Below are 19,122 nucleotides of genomic sequence, written 5' to 3'. Positions count from 1 at the left end.
CACACAGGCGAGCCCCAGAGGGGGTGGTTAGCATGGCTGAGTTGACGAAATCCCACAGGGCGATCCCACAGACGGGGGCCGACAGACCATGGAACGTGGTTCCAAACGTGGTTCCGAGGGGCGTCGTACGACGTCCCCGGGCGCCGTACGACGCCGCTTCGACCAGTTCGCGGCCGAGGTCGCGAAGTTCGGGGCGGTGGGCACGGCGGGGCTTCTCGTCAACCTGCTCGTGTTCAACCTGGTCCGCCACACGACCGACCTCCAGGTGGTCCGCGCGAGTGTGGTCGCGACGGTGGTGGCTATCTGCACGAACTACATCGGCTTCCGGTATTTCACGTACCGGGACCGCGACAAGAGCGGGCGTACGAAGGAACTGACGCTGTTCCTGCTGTTCAGCGCGGTGGGGCTCGTCATCGAGAACGGTGTGCTGTACGCGGCGACGTACGGCTTCGGGCTGGACAGCCCGCTGCAGAGCAACGTCTTCAAGTTCGTGGGGATCGGGGTCGCGACCCTGTTCCGGTTCTGGTCGTACCGGACGTGGGTGTTCCGTACGCTGCCGGCGCGGGAGGCTGTGGCCAGTGCGGAGGCGATCTTGGAGGATCTCCCCGAGGGTGGGGCGGTTCCTGGGCGGCGGAAGCAGCGGCAGCGGGTGGGTTGAGCGGGTCGGTTCGGTGCGGCGCCGTTGTGGCTTGTCGCGCAGTTCCTCGCGCCCCTAAAGACAGCAGCGGGTGGGGTGAGCCGTCCGGTCCGTGCAGCGCCATCGTGGCTTGTCGCGCCCACGCGGCGGAGCCGCAAATCGATACAGCCCCGCGCCCCTAAAGACAGCAGCGGGTGGGGTGAGCGGTCCGGTCCGTGCGGCGCCATCGTGGCTTGTCGCGCCCGCGCGGCGGAGCCGCAAATCGATACAGCCTCGCGCCCCTAAAGACAGCAGCGGGTGGGGTGAGCCGTCCGGTCCGTGCGGCGCCATCGTGGCTTGTCGCGCAGTTCCCCGCGCCCCTAAGGGGGGCGCCCTCTGGCCGTTGCCTGTTAGCGGACCGTGCGCTCCTCCTCGCCTCCCTGTGGCTTTTTCAGGGGGGTTCTGGAGAGGAAGAGGCCGAAGATCGGGGGCTGCTGCTGGAGGAGTTCCAGGCGGCCTGCGTCGGCCTCTGCCAGGTCTCGGGCGACTGCCAGGCCGATGCCTGTGGAGTTGCGGCCGCTGATGGCTCGCTCGAAGATACGGGCGCCGAGGTCGGCGGGGACGCCGGCACCCTCGTCTGTGACCTCGATCACGGCCTGGTTGCCGATGACACGGGTGCGCAGGGCGACCGTGCCGCCGCCGTGCATGAGGGAGTTCTCGATCAGGGCGGCCAGTACCTGGGCGACCGCTCCCGGGGTGCCCACCGCCTGCAGATGCCGCTTGCCTGAGCTGACTATGGCCCGGCCCGCGCTGCGGTAGGCGGGGCGCCACTCGGCGAGCTGCTGCTGGATGACCTCGTCGAGGTCGAAGGAGACGGCGGAGCCGGTGCGCGGGTCGCGGGCGTTGGTGAGGAGCCGTTCGACGACGTCCGTGAGGCGTTCGACCTGCGTGAGCGCGATCGTGGCCTCCTCCTTCACCGTGTCCGGGTCGTCGGTGAGGGTGATCTCCTCCAGGCGCATGGAGAGCGCGGTGAGGGGCGTACGGAGCTGGTGCGAGGCGTCGGCTGCCAGTCGGCGTTCGGCCGTGAGCATGCGGGCGATACGTTCCGCCGAGCCATCGAGGACGTCCGCGACGCGGTCCAGCTCCGGGACGCCGTACCGCTTGTGCCGGGGGCGCGGGTCGCCCGAGCCGAGGCGTTCGGCGGTCTCGGCGAGGTCGGTGAGCGGCGAGGCCAGCCGGTTCGCCTGCCGTACGGCGAGCAGGACGGCGGCGATGACGGCGAGCAGCGCAACGGCGCCGATGATCAGCAGGGTGCGACCGACCTCACGGGTCACGGAGGAACGGGGTTCCTCTACCCGGACGGTCTCACCCTCCTCCCCGTCCTCCTCGGCCGAGATGACGTCCCCTACGGGCTTGTCCCCGACCTCGATCGCCGCACGCCCCGGGATGCGTACGACGGCGTACCGATCTCCCGTGACCAGACCGCCGAGCACCTTGGAGTTGATCTGCTCGTCCCCAAGAATCCGACTGTCCACAATGCTGGCCAGCCGCACAGCCTCGGAATCCACCCGTTCCTGAGCACTGGCACTGATCGTCCGCGTCTCGACGATGACAAGAGACACCCCGAAGACGGCAATCACGACGAGCACGACAGCAAGGGTGGATTGGATCAGACGGCGACGCACGGCGGCCCCTCCGGGCGATGGCTGACGGACGACGAGCGGTGCGCTGCGAGACCGCCCTGGGCGCCCCGCAGGGGCGCTCCAGGGGCGCGGGGAACTGCGCGATCAGCCCCCACCGGCCGCCAGCCGCGCGCCAAGCACAACCCCCACTGCGTTACGCGCGTCCAGCTCCGCTAACTCTTCTCGAAACGGAAACCGACACCCCGTACCGTCGCGATGTACCGAGGATTCGCCGCATCATCGCCCAGCTTCTTCCGCAGCCAGGAGATATGCATGTCGAGCGTCTTGGTCGACGACCACCACGTCGTGTCCCACACCTCACGCATCAGCTGGTCGCGGGTCACGACCCGCCCAGCGTCACGCACCAGCACCCGCAGCAGGTCGAACTCCTTCGCCGTGAGCTGGAGCTCCTCCTCACCCATCCACGCCCGGTGCGACTCGACGTCGATCCGCACGCCGTGCGTGGCGGGCGGCTGCTGCGGCTCGGCGGCGCCGCGCCGGAGCAGGGCCCGGACACGGGCGAGCAGTTCGGCGAGCCTGAAGGGCTTGGTGACGTAGTCGTCGGCGCCCGCGTCGAGGCCGACGACGGTGTCCACCTCGTCGGCGCGCGCGGTCAGGATGAGGATCGGGACGGTCAGCCCCTCGGCACGCAGCCGGCGGGCCACTTCGAGGCCGTCCATACCGGGCAGTCCCAGGTCGAGAACGACCAGGTCGATACCGCCCTGGACGCCGGCGTCGAGCGCGGTCGGGCCGTCCTCGCGGACCTCGACCTCGTAACCTTCCCGGCGCAGTGCGCGGGCCAGCGGCTCCGAGATGGACGCGTCGTCCTCAGCGAGCAGTACACGGGTCATGAACTGATGGTAGACCGCCCTGGACGCCGTCTGGGGTGTGACCAGGCGTTCTTGATTCTTACCTTCGGACGCTACGACGAGGGCGCCCCGCGCGACGCGGCCGGTGAACGCCGTACCCCCACTGCCGGACCTGTGCCTCTGCGATGAGATCCTGTCTCTTACCTTCGAATAAGCGGCTGTTGCGCACCCATCACCTGTGATCCGTGTCTCAAGTCCTTTTATTTACCACAGTGAACTGTCGTATGGTGACTGGAGCTCTTAACGGCACCTGAGGACCTTTGGCGAGTTTTCTGCCGAAGGTCTTTTTTCGTGCGCCCCGACAGCAAGGAACGACCCATGGCGTCCAGCCTGACGAAGGATTCCCCCGTCTCCGAACGGTCCTTCTTCGGCCACCCCCGCGGACTGGCCACGCTCTTCATGACCGAGATGTGGGAGAGGTTCTCCTACTACGGCATGCGGGCGCTGCTCCCCCTGTACCTGATCGCCCCGAGCGGCCTGCACCTCAGTGCGACGGCCGCGACCGCGATCGGCTCCGTCTACGTCTCGCTCGTCTATCTGCTCGCCCTGCCGGGCGGCTGGTTCGGCGACCGGGTCTGGGGCCCCCGCAAGACCGTCGCCGTGGCCGGCGGCATCATCATGCTCGGCCATCTGACGCTGGCCCTGCCGACGGCGGGCACCTTCTACGCGGGCCTCGGGCTCGTCGCGATCGGCTCGGGTCTGCTGAAGGCCAACATCTCCACCATGGTCGGCCACCTGTACGACGGCCCGGACGACCCGCGCCGCGACGGCGGCTTCACCGTCTTCTACATGGGCATCAACGCGGGCGCGTTCGCCGCGCCCCTGGTGATCGGCACGGTCGGCGAGAAGGTCAACTGGCATCTCGGCTTCGCGCTCGCCGCGCTCGGCATGGCCCTCGGTCTCGCCCAGTTCCTGCTGGGCAGCCGGCACCTGGACGCGCGTTCCAGCGTCGTCCCGACCCCGCTGTCCGCCGCGGAGAAGTCCGCGACGCTGCGCAAGGCGGCGGTCTGGGCGGGCATCGCGGCCGTGTTCTACGCGTTCGTCGGCTTCTCCGGCCACTACACGCTGAACTGGGTCATGGTCCCGCTGATCCTGCTCGGCCTGATCGTCCCGGTGGTCGTGCTGGCCCGCATCAAGCGCGACAAGGACCTGAGCGAGCCGGAGCAGCGGTCGATGTCGGCGTACATCTGGTTCTTCGTCGCCGCCGCCGTCTTCTGGATGATCTACGACCAGGGCGCCACGACCCTGTCGATCTTCGCCGACGGCAAGGCCGAGAACACGGTCTTCGGCTGGGAGTTCCCGGTCTCCTGGTACCAGTCGGTGAACCCGGTGCTGATCATGGCGCTGGCCCCGGTCTTCGCCTGGTTCTGGCTGGCGCTGAACCGGATGGGCAAGGAGCCGAGCACGATCGTGAAGTTCGCGTCGGGCCTGGTCCTGGTCGGCGCCTCGTTCTTCCTCTTCCTGGCCCCGCTGTCGATCGCCGGGGACGGTCACAAGGCGGCGGCGATGTGGATCGTGGCGATCTACTTCGTCCAGACGGTCGGCGAACTGACCCTCTCCCCGGTCGGCCTGTCGGTCACGACCAAGATGGCCCCGGCGAAGTACGCCTCCCAGATGATGGGCGTCTGGTTCCTGGCGGTCACCGCGGGCGACGCTACGACCGGCCTGCTCTCGGTCGCGGGCGTCAACCTCGACCGCATGGGCGTGGTGGCCCTGGAGGCCGTGCTCGCGGTGGTCGCGGGCGCAGCGGTGTGGTCGTACCGCGGCAAGGTCAAGCAGCTCATGGGCAGCGTCAACTAGCAGCTGATGGGCAGCGTTGGCTAAGGGTCAACTGGCGGTGTTCGTCGGTTGGTTGTACCGGTTGGCTGTACGTGACTGAGGCCGCCGTGTCCGGACGGGCGCGGCGGCTCCTGCCGTTCCGGCCGTACGTCGGTCGGCGGGCGGGGCGTCCAGAAATGCGCCCCCCGCCGAACGTGTCAACCCGGCCCTGTCCGCGACGTTTTCGCCCGGTTCAGGCGTCATGCTCGTGGCCCAGGCATTCGCTGGTACCGCCCACCCGAGGAGTGAACCCGCATGACGACGACCACCCTCCCCCTGCTCCCCCGCCGCGTTCCTGCCACTGCCGCCCACCGCGTCACCCCCGTCCCCACGTCCGTTCCCGCGCCCGGCGCCTGGGCCGCGCCCACCCGCGAGGTCCTGCGTTCGCTGGAGGCAGCGCTCGCCAGGTGGTCGTCGTGACGACAGTGCCCGGCGGGGCGGAGGTGGCGCCCTGCGATGTGTGCGAGGCGCTGGCCGCTCAGCGGGACGCGGCACGGGAGGCCGGGCGTACCGGTGAAGCCGGTGACTGTGAAAGGGAGTTGAGCGAGCACGGCCGGCACGGTCAGGAGTGCTCACCATGACCTCGCGCCCTGTCTGCCCCGCCCTCCCCAGGTGAGCGGCGGCCGAGAGTACCGGACCCCGCCCGGTGATGTGCTCCGGAGCGGGGTCCTGACGTTTCCGCCGGTCAGCGCAGGCGCCGGCGCCCCGGCATGAACGTGAACACCGCCACGCCCAGCAGTACCGCCGTACCGGCGACCAGGCCGAGCGCCTTCAGGGCGCCGTTGTTCTCGGCGCCCGTGTTCGCGAGGCCGCCGCTGGTCGACGTACCGCCGGAGCCGGACGTCGTGCCGCCCGACGTCGAGGAACCGCCGGATGCTCCGCTGGCCTGTTCCTCCGTGTCCAGGGTCAGGGAGACCATCGTCGTGGTCGGGGTGCAGGTGGTCGTCGTGCCGAGGGCGTTCACCGTCAACACGCCTGGTGCCAGGGTCGATTCACCGGTCGCACCCGGCTTGTAGGTGCCCGTCATGTCCGAGATCGTCATCGCGTCGCCGGTCTTGATCGGCTCCGTGTTGGCCGGGCCCTCGACATGGACCGTGCCCGTGTCGGACCCGCCCAGGACGACCTCCATGGACGGCTTCACCGAGTCCGCCGGGAGGTCCGCCGGACTGTCCATCACCGAGCCCTTGAACTGGACCGTGATGTCGTAACTCCCGCCGTTCTTCTTGGCGTTGATCTGGATGGGGGAGGTCACTTCCTTGTCACCGATGGGCGTCACGCACTTGTACGGGACCTGCACGAGTTTCCCGGTGAAGTCCGTCTGGCCGCCGTCCGTGGGGCTCGGCGACTCGCTCTCCTCATCCGTCGGGGTCGAACTCGGGCTCGGTGACGCGGAGTCGGTCGGCGTGGGTGAGGGCGACGGTGATGTCGATGTGGTCGGAGTCGGGCTCGGTGACGGTGAACTGCCGCCCCCCGACGTCACCTTGATCGTCACCGACGGCTGGACCGTCTCCGTCGGCGCACACTTCGTGTCCGTCCCGAAGGCGTTGATCGTGTAGGCGTCCGGCGTCAGCGTGACGTCTCCGGCCGTCGTCAGTTTCACCTTGCCCTTCATGTCGGACAGGACCATCGCCCCGCCCTTGGGGATCGCCGGGTTCTCGCGCGGCCCCACCATCGCGATGTCGGCGCTCTGCGCACCGCCAGCCTTCAACACCCCGCTCGGCTGGACCGAGTTGGCGGGCAGGTCGATCAGGTCGGGGTTCTTGGACGCGGCCTGGGTGAACTTCCAGACCACGTCCACCTCGTCGCCCACCTTGGCCGTCGCGGGCGCGGTGATCTCCACCTTGGTCGTGCCGTTGACGGGGTCCAGTCCTGAGGCCGCCGGCGGCACGCACTTGGTCGCGTACGACACCTCGGCCGCCTGGGCGGGCCCAGCCGCGGCCATGCCCAGCAGGACACCGCCCGCTCCGCCGATCAGCAACAGGGCCCCTGCCGCACTCGCGCTCCGTCTCCGTTGCGTTCTCACGTGTTCCCCTTCGAGTTCGTCGTGTTCATCGCGTTCGTCGTCGGAGCGCCCGCGTCCGTGCCCGGGTCGAGGCCGTCGAGGTTCAGGTGCCTATCCGCGTCCGTGTCCGCGTCCGCCTCCGTGTCCGTGCGTGGGTCCGGGACCGCGCCGGGGTCCGCGTCCGGGGTAAACCACGGCAAGGTCGAAGAAGCGCCCACGGGTGGGGAGTTGCCGTCCCGCTCGCCCACCTTCGGCATGCGCAGGGTCAGTTCGGGCAGCCGAAGCCTTCGCGGCCCCCGGTCACGCCGTACCGCGTGCTGTCCGCCCGGCCCGTGTGGCCGTACCCGGTCCACCACCGCCATCCCGATACGGAAGAGCGCCGCCGGTACGACGACTCCGGCCAGGACCCAGAACAGGGTCACGCCCCATGGCCGGCCCACGCCCCAGGGCTGTTCGGCGAGGACCTTGCCGTCGTACTTCAGCGAGACCGAGTAGTCGCCGTGCGCCCCGCTCGCCAGGGAGACCGGCAGCTCGACGCGTGCCTTCCCGCCCGGCTGGATCGTGCCCTGCCACTGCTGCTCGTCCCACTGCGGGGCGAACACCCCGTGGGAGGTGCCGACTTGGAAGACCGGGTCCTTGACGGCCGCCGTCCCGAGGTTGCCGACGGTGAGGACGAGGGTGCGGGTGGGTGGCGCCCCGAACCAGGTCAGCAGCCCGCTCGAACCGTCGAGCCGGGGGTCCGTGAGGACCGAGAGACGTCCGGTGCCGTCCGATTCGGGCAGCGGCTCGACCGGGTGGCCCGCCACCTGGAACACCGCGTCGGCCGCCGTGTCGGACGACCCGGTCACCGTCGCCACATGCACCACGCACGGGCACGGCACCGGCGGTTCCACCACCGGCAGGCTCTGGCTGAAGGCACCCTGCGTGTCCGTGGTGACGGCTCTTCCGTCCGCGTTGGCACAGGAGTTGGTGCCGCCGATCACTCCCCGGGACGGGCTGGACCGGCCGCAGATCAGCATCATCAGCAGCGCCTTCCGCGGCCAGCCGGTCCCGGTCACGATGACCGAACCCCCGGTCCCCGCCTGCGACTTGGAGACCTTGACGGTCGGCCCGTCGGCCGCGGCGGCGGTCGTGGGCAGCAGCGAGACGGGGAAGAGGAAGGCGAGCGCCAGCGCCGCCGTGACCAGTGCGGGAATCCGCCGCTTCACTTCATCGCCCCCGTCAGCTCCTCTGCCAACTCCTCACGTGCGCACGGCTGTTCGTCACTGCCCCTACGGCGCCCGTGCCGTCGTACGGCCAGCAGCGCGACCCCCGCCACCAGCGCCCCCACGCCCCCGGCCACCCCGCCCCACGGCACGAACCGTGCCGACGTGCCCGCCTCGGCGCGTACCGTCCCGTCCGCCGCCGTGACCGTCAGGTGCACGTCGACCACGTCGAACTCGGGCTGCCCGGACCAGGGTTCGGTCAGGGCGACGCGCTCGCCCGGGGGCAGGCGTACGGGGAGAGTGCGTGCGGGCCGGTCGAGGAGGGTGCCGAGGACACCGTCCGCGCGGACGGTGAGCGTCGGGGTCACGTCGGTGGTGCCGCGGTTGACCAGCTCGTACGCGATGCGGTCACCGCGTACCCGCACGTGCTCGACGGTCAGCGCGGGCAACCGGGGTCCCCCGACCCGGAGTCGGACCCGTACCGTCGCGGTCCGGCCCGAGGCGCGGGCGGTGATCGTGGCGGTGCGGTCGCCGGGAGGCGTGCCGTCGGGGATGCGTACCGTGAAGGGCACGTCGGCGCGGGTGCGGGCGGGGACGTCGACCTCGGGGGCGGCGAGGGTGAGCCAACTGCCGCCGGACAGCCGTACGTTGAGGATGCGGTCCGTCGGGTTGCGGACGGAGAGCGTGTCCTGGAGGACCGTCCCGGGGGTGCCCTCGGCGTAGAAGTAGGGCCGGTCGGTGCCCAGGGGCGCGGCGGACCAGCCGTCCTGCCCCTCGTCGGCCGCCGCTGTCGACGACGTGGCCCACAGCAGCGGGACGACGAGGCAGAAGGAGAGACAGAGGACGGCACGCATCGGCGGCTCCCGTGGTCGACTGGCCGTGCCTCAGCGGCGTACTGCCCGCTCGTCCCGTGCGGTCTGGTTCCTGCGCGTCAGCCACAGCGCGCCCGCCGCGCCCATGAGCAGGACCGTGCCGCCGAGGGTGCCCAGCGCGATCATCGAGTCCTCGGGGCCGGTCTGCGGGAGTTCGGCGCCGCCGTCCGAGCCGCCGCTGCTGCTCGTACCGCCGGTGCTGCCGCCCGTATTGCCGCCGTCCGAGGCGCCCGTGACGTCGAGCGTCAGGGACGGGCCCGGATTGTTGGTGGGCGTGCACGTGGTGGTCGTACCGAGGGCCTTGATGGTGAGGACGCCGGCCGTGAAGGTGACCTTGCCGTTCTTCGACGGTTTGTACGTGCCGCTCAAGTCACTGATCTTTATGGGGGTGTTGGCGGGTACCGCCTCGGCGTTCGCGGGGCCGCTGACGTTCAGCGTGCCGCTGTCCGCGCCGCCCAGCTTGATCGTGGCGCTCGGGTTCATCGCGCCCTTGCCCAGTTCCACCGGGCTGGACGAGACGCCCTTCTGCCAGGACATCGTGACCTTGTAGCCGCCGTCGCTCTCCACCGCCTTGATGTCGATGGGCGAGAGGGCGCTCTTGTCGCCGATCGGCGTCTTGCACTGGTAGTTGACGTCCACGACCTCGGCGCGGGCGGCGGGGGCGGCCAGCAGCACCGCCGATCCCGCCAGGGCCGCGACGGACGCGAGCGCGGCGCTTCGTTTCGGGTGCGTGCTGCGGCATGTCCGGTGGTACGACATCGTCGTCCCCCATTCCTGGCGGTCCTGTCAGCATTTCTGACGGCACATCAGATCGCGGATCGGCCGTCAAGGTACGCCGGGGGACTGAGAGAAGGAAGACACAACGCACACCGGATCGGCGGAAAATCGACCGGATCCCGGCGGTGCTTTGCCGCCACATCGGCGGGAACTACGCCGGAGCGCCCAGCTCCGCCCACACCTTCTTGCCCGCGACACCGGGGGTCCGTACGACTCCCCAGTCCAGGCACAGGCGCTGCACGATGAACATGCCGTGGCCGCCCGGGCGGCCTGCTCTGTGCGGGGTGCGCGGGGCGGGCTGGCCCGTGCCCCGGTCGGCGACCTCGACGCGGATCACCTTGTTGTCGCAGGTGATCCACATCTCGTCCGGGCCCTCGGCGTGCAGGCAGGCGTTGGTGACGAGTTCGGAGACGACGAGCAGTACGTCCTCGGCGGCGGCGCGCCGGTCGGCGGTCGCGGCGGGCAGCCAGCCCCACGCGTACAGCGCCTGCCGGGCGAAGTCCCGGGCGAGCGGAACGACACCGCTCTCACCGTCGAAACTCAGGCTGCGGGTCTGCCGACCCCCGGAAGCGCCGCTGGGCTCGGGGGACTCCGGGGACTCCGCAGAGCCCGGCGAGTCGGGCCGGGTGGTGCTCATCAGCGCTTCACCTCACCGATTCACCAGTTCACGTACACGGTCGTCATTGCACACAGTTCATTACGCGCGTCCTTGTGCGCATATTCAGGATGTCTCCTGCCCGGCGGAACCGACAGAACACCCCCCGAACGCGGCGCGCTCGACAGCCCGCCCGGCCGACCCGGAAGACTCGGCCAGGAGGACCGGGAAGGCTAGGAGGACTCGGGAGGTTCGTCGGCCAGGGCGTCGGCGAGCGATTCGTGCACGGTGAACACCGCGTCCGCGCCCGTGATCTCGAACACCCGTGCGACAACCGGCTGCATTCCGGCCAGGTGCACCCCGCCGCCGGCGGCCTCCGCCTTCAGGCGGGCACCGAGCAGCACATTGAGGCCGGTGGAGTCACAGAACTCCAGCCGCGCGCAGTCGACGACCAGCCGCGCGAGACCCTTCGCGAGGCAGTCCTCAAGTGGTTCACGCAACAGATCGGCGGTGTGGTGATCCAGCTCACCCGCCGGAGTCACGACGGCGCTGGAACCCTCCCGCCGTACCTCGACCAGTAGCCGGCCAGACTGTGCGCTGCCGACCGTCCCGCGGTCCATGCCGTCTCTCTCCCGAGGTCGTGGCTGTTCGCCGGCGCCCACTCGCGCCCGCTGACGTCCTCGAACACTACGCCTTCCTCACACTCTCCGACACCTGAACTAACGCCCATATCCGGACATATGGGAATGGAACGCACTTGCGGCGGGCTCGGGAAACCGGGTAGGGCTAGATACACGTACCCGACACGGCCGGCATTGGAGGCGCCGCACACCGCACGTGCACACGCACCGGCTTCGGCAGCCTCATGCCGAGAACCATGGAGGACACCATGTCACCCCGGCTCGACGCATCGCATACCCAGAGGGCGACGTCGACACCCCCTCCGGAACACACGGACTCCCACCAGCTGCACCAGGACCCGCTCATTCCGGGCCCACGCGTTCCGGACGCCCTGGACGGGCTCCCCGAGATCCCGCCGTACGACGAGGTGGGTGCGGTAGACGCGCGGGCCCTGTCCAAGACCCTCTTCGCGCGGCTGGAGTCCCTGGAAGAGGGGACGCACGACTACGCGTACGTCCGCAACACCCTTGTCGAGCTCAACCTCGCCCTGGTCAAGTTCGCCGCCTCCCGCTTCCGTTCGCGCAGCGAACCGATGGAGGACATCATCCAGGTCGGCACCATCGGCCTGATCAAGGCGATCGACCGCTTCGAGCTGAGCCGCGGGGTCGAGTTCCCGACCTTCGCGATGCCGACGATCGTCGGCGAGATCAAGCGCTTCTTCCGCGACACGTCGTGGTCGGTGCGCGTACCCCGCAGGCTCCAGGAGCTCCGGCTCGACCTGGCCCGCGCCGGCGACGAACTGGCCCAGCAGCTCGACCGCGCCCCCACCGTGGGCGAGCTGGCCGACCGCCTCGACCTCTCCAAGGACGAGGTGGTGGAGGGCATGGCGGCCTCGAACGCCTACACCGCCAGCTCACTCGACGCCCAGCCCGAGGAGGACGACTCCGAGGGTGCCCTCGCCGACCGCATCGGGTACGAGGACCACGGCATCGAAGGCATCGAGTACGTCGAGTCGTTGAAGCCGCTGATCGCCGAACTCCCGCCCAGGGACCGGCAGATCCTCTCGCTGAGGTTCGTCGCCAACATGACCCAGTCGGAGATCGGCGAGGAACTGGGCATCTCGCAGATGCATGTGTCGCGGCTGCTGTCGCGGACGCTGCACCGCCTGCGGAAGGGTCTGACGATCGAAGGCTGACGATCAAGGGCTGTCGGTCGTGTACCAACCGGTCGTGTACTGGCGTCCGCTCGGGAGGGGTTTCTGGTTACCCACAGAAACCCCTCCCCTCTTTTCCCAAAGGCCTCATGCGTCACGGACACCGCCTTCAGACTGGCTGGTACGTCAGGACGGACGGGGGTCCGAGGAGGCGGACGGATGTCTGAGCACATCGAAGACAGCGGGCTGTACGCGGGCGTGTCCGACGCCCGCCTCACCGAGCTGCTGCGCACCAACTCCCCCACCGCGTACCCGGCGTTGCAGGAACTCCGTACCCGCCATCGCGCGTCCGTGCTCGCCTACGCCCGGCTGTGCACGACGAGCGACTCCACGGCGGGGCAGCTGGCGGCCCAGGCGTTCACGACGGCGGCCCGGGACACGGCACGCGGTACCGAGCCGAACGTACCGTGGCGCCACCAACTCCTGTTGCTGACCGCAGATTTGGCGGCCGGCTGGGCGACGGACGAACGTGCGGCGGGCCTGGACCCGAGCCTGCTCCTCGTCCTGAACACGCTCAACACGGCGGGCGGAGAGCTCCTGTTCGCGCCCCCGCCCATGCTGGGCCCGTTCCAGTCGCTGCCGGCCCGCACCCAGGGCCTGATCTGGTACGGCACCGTGGAGCGCGAGTCCGAGGACCGGACCGCCGATCTCCTCGGCCTGACGCACGAGGACGTCGAGCACGAGACGGACTCGGCGCTCCAGGCCCTGGCCCAGGCCTGTCTGCGGTCCCGGCTGGCCGCCTCCGACGACCCGCGCTGCCAGGACTTCCGCCGGCTGATCGAGGAGTCGGTCCGCCCTGCCAACCCACGCCACAGCACGGACCTGAACTCCCACATGGTCATCTGCCCGCACTGCTCGGTGGCCTACGAGGAACTCGCCGCTCTGCGCGACAGCCCGCGCACGGCGCTGGGCGAGGGCCTGCTGCCGTGGTGCGGAACGGCGTACGCACGGGACGCACCGACGGTCACCCTCGCCAACGCCCCAGCCTCGGGCGGGACTTGGACCCAGCCACCGAAACCGCCGGCACCGCCGTCCCGTCGGCGCTTCGCGCTGGCCTCGGCGGTCCTCGGCGTGACGCTGATCCCGCTGCTGATCGTGCTGCTGTCGTCGGGCGACGGCTCGTCGAGCCCGCAGGGCGCGTCGAACACGTTCCCGGTCACCGCCGTGCCGAGCAGCCCCGAGGTGACGGCGCCCGCCTCGCCGACGGCCGCCAAGTCCCCCTCCCCGTCGCCGACTTCACGGCCGCCGACCTCTTCCGCCCCGGCGCCGAAGCCGACGCCCACACCCAAGCCCACTCCTACACCGACGCCCAGGCCTGTGTTCCGGGCGCCCGGAGCCTCGTACGCCCAGGTGGTGAACGTCGCCTCGGGGCGCTGTCTGGACATCCGGGGCGGTGTGCTGGAGAAGGGCACGGACGTCTTCACGGCGCCCTGCTCCGCGTCGGCCAGGACCCAACGCTGGCGTGTGGACGCCGACTTGGGGGTCCTGCAGTCGGCCGCCGACACCGACTTCTGTCTGGACAGCCGGGGTGATCTGGACCGGGGAGTCGGCATCTGGGAGTGCTCGGCGGTGGACAGTGACAACGGCGACAACCTGCGCTTCACCGTGGACGACGACGGGGTGATCCGCCCGGCGATCGCCTTCGCGACGGGGCTGGTTCCGGCGGCCGACGGCGGCGTGAAGTTCGTAGCGCTGACGGGCGGGACGGGGCAGCGGTGGCGGGCGGGCGCCAGCTGAGAAGTCCGCGCTCGCCAACCTCCGCCGTCGGCGGCGCGATTCACTCCGCCGTACGGGAAGGGAGTGAAAAGCGGCCGGGGAGGGATGGGCAACCCGGCCCGTGGCCGGCGGCGACCCGAGGGTGAATCCCGTTCCCCACAAAGGGAGTTCACCCATGCGCAAGCACATCGCACGTCTCCTGGCGGTGCTGGCCGCACTGGCCGCACTGATCGCCGCTCCCGGTCTGCCGGCCGCGTTCGCCGCCCCCGCCGGGACGACGGCACAGGTGCGGGCCGCCGCCGAGGACTGGAACCCGCCCGCGAACCTCGTACAGCCGCTGAACGAGGTGTGGAACCACGTCTCGTCGACCTACCCGGACCTCTACGGCTTCCGCAACTACGGCTGGGACCAGGTCATGGCCAACCGGGGAAGCGTCAACTACTGCGTCCGCTGGGAGTCGGACGCGCCTGTGAGCACCGCCCTGCGCGACCGGATCCACGCGGCGCTGAAGAAGCAGTTCGGCAAGTGGATGGCGGCCATGGTCGAGAACGGTGCGGGGCACAACGCCTGGCCGTACACCAACGTGCCGGTCAACATCGTCGGCTGGGCCGTGAAGAACCGCTCGACCCTCCAGTGGACCGACAGCTCGGTCGACATCTACGCCGGGAACCTCGACGGCGGCGGCTCCCCCCAGTGCTCCCCGGACTGCGGCCGCTTCTTCCACCAGGACGGCAACTACTCGCGCTGCCCGGGCGGCGCGGCCCGCCACTACGACCAGTCACTGTGGCTGACGAAGGGCTTCCAGGGCGGCGCGGGCGGCGACTGGGGCCAGCGGGTCGGCCAGGAGTACTTCACCAGCACGCTGGACCAGGAGAACATCCACATCTACCTGCACGAGGTCGGCCACACGTTCGGGCTCGACGACTTCTACGACTGGACCCCGACCGGCCAGTGCTGCTTCCTGATGAAGGCGGGCAGCGCGGCGCAGATCACGGAGTTCGACAAGTGGATGTTCCGTGACTTCTGGCGCCACTTGAAGAGCCGGTACGGCCTCTGATCCGAGGGCGGGGTCAGAACACCTGTACGCCCCGCCGCCACACCCCGCTGACCAGGGGAACCCCCGGCCGGTAGGCCAGGTGGACGTGGCTCGGGGCGTCCAGGAGGGTCAGGTCGGCGTACGCCCCGGGCGTGAGGCGGCCGATGTCGTCGCGGCGGAGGGCTCGCGCGCCCCCCGCCGTGGCGGACCAGACCGCCTCGTCCGGGGTCATGCCCATGTCCCGTACCGCCAGGGCGATGCAGAAGGGCACGGAGGAGGTGAAGGAGGAGCCGGGGTTGCAGTCCGTGGAGAGCGCGACCGTGACGCCCGCGTCGAGGAGCCGGCGGGCGTCCGGCCACTGGGCGCGGGTGGAGAACTCGGCGCCGGGCAACAGGGTCGCGACCGTACGGCCGTTCGCGAGGGCGTCGACATCGGCGTCGGTGAGGTGGGTGCAGTGGTCGGCGCTGGCGGCGTCGAGTTCGACGGCGAGCTGCACGCCGGGGCCGTACGAGAGCTGGTTGGCGTGGACGCGCGGGTGCAGCCCCTTCGCCTTGCCCGCCGTGAGGATCGCGCGGGCCTGGTCGCCGTCGAAGGCGCCCTTCTCGCAGAAGACGTCCACCCAACGGGCGTACGGGGCACAGGCGTCGAGCATCTCGCCGGTGACCAGGGCGACATAGGCGGCCGGGTCGTCGGCGTAGTCCGGGGACACGATGTGGGCGCCGAGGTAGGTGACCTCGTCGGTGTGGGCGGCGGCGATGCGCAGGGCGCGGGCCTCGTCCTCGACGGTCAGGCCGTACCCGGACTTGGTCTCGAAGGTCGTCGTGCCCTGCCGGAGCGCCTCGCGGAGGTAGCGGGTGAGGTTGGCCTCCAGTTCCGCGTCCGTGGCGGCGCGGGTGGCGGCGACGGTCGTACGGATTCCGCCTGCCGTGTAGCTCCGCCCGGACATCCGGGCGTTGAACTCCTGCGTCCGGTCGCCCGCGAAGACGAGGTGGGAGTGGGAGTCGACGAAGCCCGGGAGGACGGCCCTGCCACCGGCGTCGACCCGATTGTCAGTGGTGGGTGCTTTGCTGTTCTCACCGGTCCAGACGACGCGGTCGCCTTCGATGACGACGGCCGCGTCCTGGATCAGTCCCAGGGGGGATCCTCCCCCACTCTCGAATTTGCTCGAGCGGGGGGACCCCCATCCGAGAGAGGGGTCGTTGGTGACCAGGCTGCCGATGTTCGTGATGACGGTCGTCGTGCCGGTGGTGGTGTCGGTCGTGCTGCCGATAGCACTGTTCGTCCGGTTCGGGCTGCTCGGACTGCTCGGCGTGCTGGGGCTGTTCATGGCGTCCTCGTGGGTGGCGGGGGTGCGTACGGGAGGGGCGCGTACGGGGGTCAGGCGCGCAGGGCTTCGACAGCCGCCGCAAGCGCCTGCGGCACCTCTGGTACGAGGGTGTGCGCCCCGTCGCGCACGACGTGCCGGCCGCCCACGACCGTATGGCGCACATCCGCTGCCGACGCTGCGAATACAGCCGTCTCCGCGCCCAGCCGAGGCACCGGTCCCGCAGTTCTGACCGAGTCGAGCGCGATCGTCGTGAAGTCGGCGAGCGCACCGGCTTCCAGGGTGCCCGCGTCCTCCCAGCCGAGGGCCGCGTGACCGTCGGCGGAGGCGGCCCGGAGCAGGGCCGCCGCTGTCCAGTGGCCTCGGGTACGGGTGCGCAGGCGCTCGTTCAGCTCCATGGCGCGGGCCTCTTCGAGCAGGTCGATGACGGCGTGGCTGTCGGAGCCGAGGGAGAGCGGTGAGCCCGCGCGCTGGAGGGCGACGGCGGGGCCGATGCCGTCGGCGAGGTCGCGTTCCGTCGTGGGGCACATGCAGGTGCCGGTGCCGCTGTGGCCGAGCAGCGCGATGTCCTCGTCGGTGAGGTGGGTGTTGTGGACGCCGGTGGTGCGGGGGCCGAGGACCCCGTGGTCGGCGAGGAGCCGGGTGGGCGTGCAGCCGTGGGCGGCGAGACAGGCGTCGTTCTCGGCCGTCTGCTCGGAGAGGTGGACGTGAAGGGGGGCTCGGCGTTCCTCGGCCCAGCGGGCCACGGTCGCCAACTGACCGGCGGGCACGGCCCGTACGGAGTGGATGGCGGCACCGATCCGCGCGTGATCCCGTTCCTTGAGAACTGAACAGCGTTCCGCCCAGGCGTCGGCGGTGCCGTCGGAGAAGCGGAGCTGGTGGCGGTTGGGGGCCTGCCCGAAGCCTGCGGAGAGGTAGGCGGTGTCGAGGAGGGTGATGCGGACACCGGCGTCGGAGGCTGCTTCGACGAGTGCCTCACCCATCGCGTTCGGGTCGGCGTACGGGGTGCCGCCCGGGGCGTGGTGGACGTAGTGGAACTCGCCGACGGCGGTGATGCCGGCGAGGGCCATCTCGGCGTACACGGCACGCGCGAGGGCGTGGTAGGTGTCCGGGGTCAGCTTGTCGGCGAAGGAGTACATGACCTCGCGCCAGGTCCAGAAGGTGCCGGAGCCGACCTGGACAGTGCCGCGCAGGGCACGGTGAAAGGCGTGGCTGTGGGCGTTGGCGAGGCCGGGGAGGGTGAGCCCGCGAAGGATCTCGGCGCCGGGTGGCGGGCCGTCGACTCCCGTACGGACAGCCGCAATCCGACCGTCCTCGACGTCCAGGGCGACGCCGGGCTCGACGTTGGTGTCGAGCCAGGCGTGCTCCAGCCAGTACGTCCGTGCTTGGGGGTGGGTCACGTGCAGGCCAGCCCTTCCAGTACGTCGGCGAGTGCGGTCACCCCGGCCACGCAGTCGTCCTCGGCGGCGTACTCCGCCGGGGAGTGCGAGACGCCCGTGGGGTTGCGCACGAACAGCATGGCGGTCGGAATGCTCCCGGAGAGAATCCCGGCGTCGTGTCCGGCACCGGTGCCGAGGACGGGGACGGTGAGGGCTGTGTCCTCTCCGTTCCTGCCGAGGATGCGGCCGAGTTCGTCGCGCAGGGCGTGATCGAACTCGACGACGGGGGTGAAGGACTCCCGGACGACGTCGAGATCGACGCCGTGGGCCTCGGCGTACTCGCGGGCGGCGTTCTCAACACCGGAGACGACGGTGTCGAGGGCCTTCTGGTCGGCGGCGCGGGAGTCGAGCCAGCCGCGTACGAGGGAGGGGATGGCGTTGACGCCGTTGGGCTCGACGGAGATCTTCCCGAAGGTGGCGACGGCACCGGCGAGTTCGGCCTCGCGGCGGGCGGCGAGGACGGTCTCGGCGTACGACAGCATGGGGTCGCGCCGGTCGACGAGCCGTGTCGTACCGGCGTGATTGGCCTCGCCCCGGAAGTCGAACCGCCAGCGCCCGTGCGGCCAGATGGCACTGGCGATGCCGACACGGTCGCCGCTCAGATCGAGCGCGCGCCCCTGTTCGACGTGCAGCTCGACGAAGGCACCGATACGGGCGAGTCGCTCGGGGTCTGGCCCGATGGTGTCCGGGTCGTACCCGGCGGCTTCCATGGCCCGGGGCAGCGTGATCCCCTCACCATCGGTCAGCAGCCGAGCCTGCTCGACGGTGACGGCCCCGGCGGTGAGCCGCGACCCGACACAGGCGAGCCCGAACCGGGCACCTTCCTCGTCCCCGAAGTTGACGATGGCGAGGGGCTTGCTGAACTGCGCCCCGCGCGCCCGAAGCTCATCGAGAGCAGCAAAGGAGGACACGACACCCAGGGGCCCGTCGAAGGCCCCGCCATCGGGCACGGAGTCAAGATGCGACCCGGTGACAACTGCATCCCCCTCAGCGGGATCCCCGAGCCAGGCCCACTGATTCCCGTTCCGGTCAACCTCGTACGACAGCCCCCGAGACTCGGCCTGCTCCTTGAACCAGGCCCGGCATTCGAGATCGATCCCGGTCCAGGCATAACGGCGATAGCCACGGGAGTCGGGGTGACGACCTAGGGGGGCGAGGTCGCGCCACATCTGGTGGAAGGAGGCACCACCGCCCGGCTGCCCGGCGGACACCCCGGGCTGACGGCTACCGGCATCCGCCCCACCAGGCTGTGAGCCACGACCAGCAGCCGCGCCTCCAGGCTGACGGCCGACGGCATCCGCTCCACCAGGCTGCCCAGCCGACGCACCAGACCAGCG

General features: G+C 70.4%; 19 protein-coding genes. 7 read left to right on the top strand and 12 right to left on the bottom strand.

Features of this window, described 5'->3' with window-relative positions; all coding sequences use genetic code 11:
* Positions 1 to 88: 88 nt before the first annotated feature.
* Positions 89 to 658 carry a GtrA family protein gene (locus ACWCRB_RS17160; RefSeq protein WP_450996824.1) on the top strand — a complete coding sequence of 190 codons (570 nt, stop codon included), beginning with the start codon at positions 89 to 91 and terminating at the stop codon, positions 656 to 658.
* A 368-nt stretch (positions 659 to 1,026) separates the two neighbouring features.
* On the opposite strand, the gene ACWCRB_RS17155 is transcribed toward ACWCRB_RS17160, so the two are convergent.
* Entirely contained in the window at positions 1,027 to 2,301 is a 1,275-nt protein-coding gene (locus tag ACWCRB_RS17155; protein ID WP_450996823.1) for an ATP-binding protein, read from the bottom strand.
* 170 nt (positions 2,302 to 2,471) lie between these two features.
* Complete coding sequence (locus ACWCRB_RS17150; protein WP_235478175.1) at positions 2,472 to 3,149, bottom strand: response regulator transcription factor; 678 nt, start codon at positions 3,147 to 3,149, stop codon at positions 2,472 to 2,474.
* Between the two features lie 336 nt (positions 3,150 to 3,485).
* Here ACWCRB_RS17150 and ACWCRB_RS17145 point away from each other — a divergent pair, with 336 nt between their 5' ends.
* The 3 genes from ACWCRB_RS17145 (at position 3,486) to ACWCRB_RS17135 (ending at position 5,566) form a co-directional block, all read left to right on the top strand.
* On the top strand, positions 3,486 to 4,967 hold the full coding sequence (locus ACWCRB_RS17145; protein ID WP_450996822.1) for an oligopeptide:H+ symporter: 1,482 nt from the start codon (positions 3,486 to 3,488) through the stop codon (positions 4,965 to 4,967).
* Positions 4,968 to 5,240: 273 nt separating this feature from the next.
* Complete coding sequence (locus ACWCRB_RS17140) at positions 5,241 to 5,405, top strand: hypothetical protein (protein WP_450996821.1); 165 nt, start codon at positions 5,241 to 5,243, stop codon at positions 5,403 to 5,405.
* The gene (locus tag ACWCRB_RS17135) at positions 5,402 to 5,566 is read left to right on the top strand and encodes a hypothetical protein (protein WP_450996820.1); all 165 of its coding nucleotides are present in this window, start codon (positions 5,402 to 5,404) and stop codon (positions 5,564 to 5,566) included. The genes ACWCRB_RS17140 and ACWCRB_RS17135 overlap by 4 nt, the downstream gene beginning before the upstream one ends.
* 104 nt (positions 5,567 to 5,670) lie before the next feature.
* Here the strand turns inward: ACWCRB_RS17135 and ACWCRB_RS17130 are convergent, their stop codons facing one another.
* From ACWCRB_RS17130 to ACWCRB_RS17105, 6 genes are all read right to left on the bottom strand, one after another.
* Positions 5,671 to 6,960, bottom strand: coding sequence for a hypothetical protein (locus ACWCRB_RS17130; protein WP_450996846.1), 1,290 nt, complete (start codon positions 6,958 to 6,960; stop codon positions 5,671 to 5,673).
* Positions 6,961 to 7,004: 44 nt separating this feature from the next.
* A complete protein-coding gene (locus ACWCRB_RS17125; protein WP_450996819.1) occupies positions 7,005 to 8,195 on the bottom strand; it encodes a hypothetical protein in 1,191 nt (396 codons plus the stop codon).
* Positions 8,192 to 9,046: a COG1470 family protein gene (locus ACWCRB_RS17120; RefSeq protein WP_450996818.1), complete on the bottom strand. Its 855-nt coding sequence runs from the start codon at positions 9,044 to 9,046 to the stop codon at positions 8,192 to 8,194. The genes ACWCRB_RS17125 and ACWCRB_RS17120 overlap by 4 nt, the downstream gene beginning before the upstream one ends.
* 30 nt (positions 9,047 to 9,076) lie before the next feature.
* Positions 9,077 to 9,823 (bottom strand): LPXTG cell wall anchor domain-containing protein, encoded by a 747-nt coding sequence (locus ACWCRB_RS17115; protein ID WP_450996817.1) that lies wholly within the window; start codon positions 9,821 to 9,823, stop codon positions 9,077 to 9,079.
* A gap of 169 nt (positions 9,824 to 9,992) precedes the next feature.
* Positions 9,993 to 10,478 (bottom strand): ATP-binding protein, encoded by a 486-nt coding sequence (locus tag ACWCRB_RS17110; protein ID WP_389352782.1) that lies wholly within the window; start codon positions 10,476 to 10,478, stop codon positions 9,993 to 9,995.
* Between the two features lie 191 nt (positions 10,479 to 10,669).
* The gene (locus tag ACWCRB_RS17105; protein ID WP_450996816.1) at positions 10,670 to 11,056 is read right to left on the bottom strand and encodes an STAS domain-containing protein; all 387 of its coding nucleotides are present in this window, start codon (positions 11,054 to 11,056) and stop codon (positions 10,670 to 10,672) included.
* Between the two features lie 269 nt (positions 11,057 to 11,325).
* On the opposite strand from ACWCRB_RS17105, the gene ACWCRB_RS17100 reads away from it, so the two are divergent.
* The 3 genes from ACWCRB_RS17100 to ACWCRB_RS17090 all read left to right on the top strand — a co-directional run bounded on the left by ACWCRB_RS17100 (position 11,326) and on the right by ACWCRB_RS17090 (position 15,043).
* A complete protein-coding gene (locus tag ACWCRB_RS17100; RefSeq protein ID WP_235480091.1) occupies positions 11,326 to 12,252 on the top strand; it encodes an RNA polymerase sigma factor SigF in 927 nt (308 codons plus the stop codon).
* Positions 12,253 to 12,429: 177 nt separating this feature from the next.
* Positions 12,430 to 14,007: a ricin-type beta-trefoil lectin domain protein gene (locus ACWCRB_RS17095; protein ID WP_450996815.1), complete on the top strand. Its 1,578-nt coding sequence runs from the start codon at positions 12,430 to 12,432 to the stop codon at positions 14,005 to 14,007.
* Positions 14,008 to 14,161: 154 nt separating this feature from the next.
* A complete protein-coding gene (locus ACWCRB_RS17090; protein WP_450996814.1) occupies positions 14,162 to 15,043 on the top strand; it encodes a hypothetical protein in 882 nt (293 codons plus the stop codon).
* A gap of 13 nt (positions 15,044 to 15,056) precedes the next feature.
* Here the strand turns inward: ACWCRB_RS17090 and hutI are convergent, their stop codons facing one another.
* The 4 genes from hutI to ACWCRB_RS17070 form a co-directional block, all read right to left on the bottom strand.
* The gene (gene hutI, locus ACWCRB_RS17085; protein WP_450996813.1) at positions 15,057 to 16,349 is read right to left on the bottom strand and encodes an imidazolonepropionase; all 1,293 of its coding nucleotides are present in this window, start codon (positions 16,347 to 16,349) and stop codon (positions 15,057 to 15,059) included.
* 50 nt (positions 16,350 to 16,399) lie between these two features.
* Positions 16,400 to 17,746: a formimidoylglutamate deiminase gene (locus ACWCRB_RS17080; RefSeq protein WP_450996812.1), complete on the bottom strand. Its 1,347-nt coding sequence runs from the start codon at positions 17,744 to 17,746 to the stop codon at positions 16,400 to 16,402.
* A complete protein-coding gene (locus ACWCRB_RS17075) occupies positions 17,743 to 18,954 on the bottom strand; it encodes an allantoate amidohydrolase (RefSeq protein WP_450996811.1) in 1,212 nt (403 codons plus the stop codon). The genes ACWCRB_RS17080 and ACWCRB_RS17075 overlap by 4 nt, the downstream gene beginning before the upstream one ends.
* Positions 18,930 to 19,122: hypothetical protein (locus tag ACWCRB_RS17070; protein WP_450996810.1), on the bottom strand; the 193-nt coding region annotated here is incomplete at its 5' end. The genes ACWCRB_RS17075 and ACWCRB_RS17070, both read right to left, overlap by 25 nt.

Source organism: Streptomyces sp. NPDC002156, from assembly GCF_053593675.1.
This window is presented reverse-complemented; position numbering and strand designations above follow the sequence as displayed.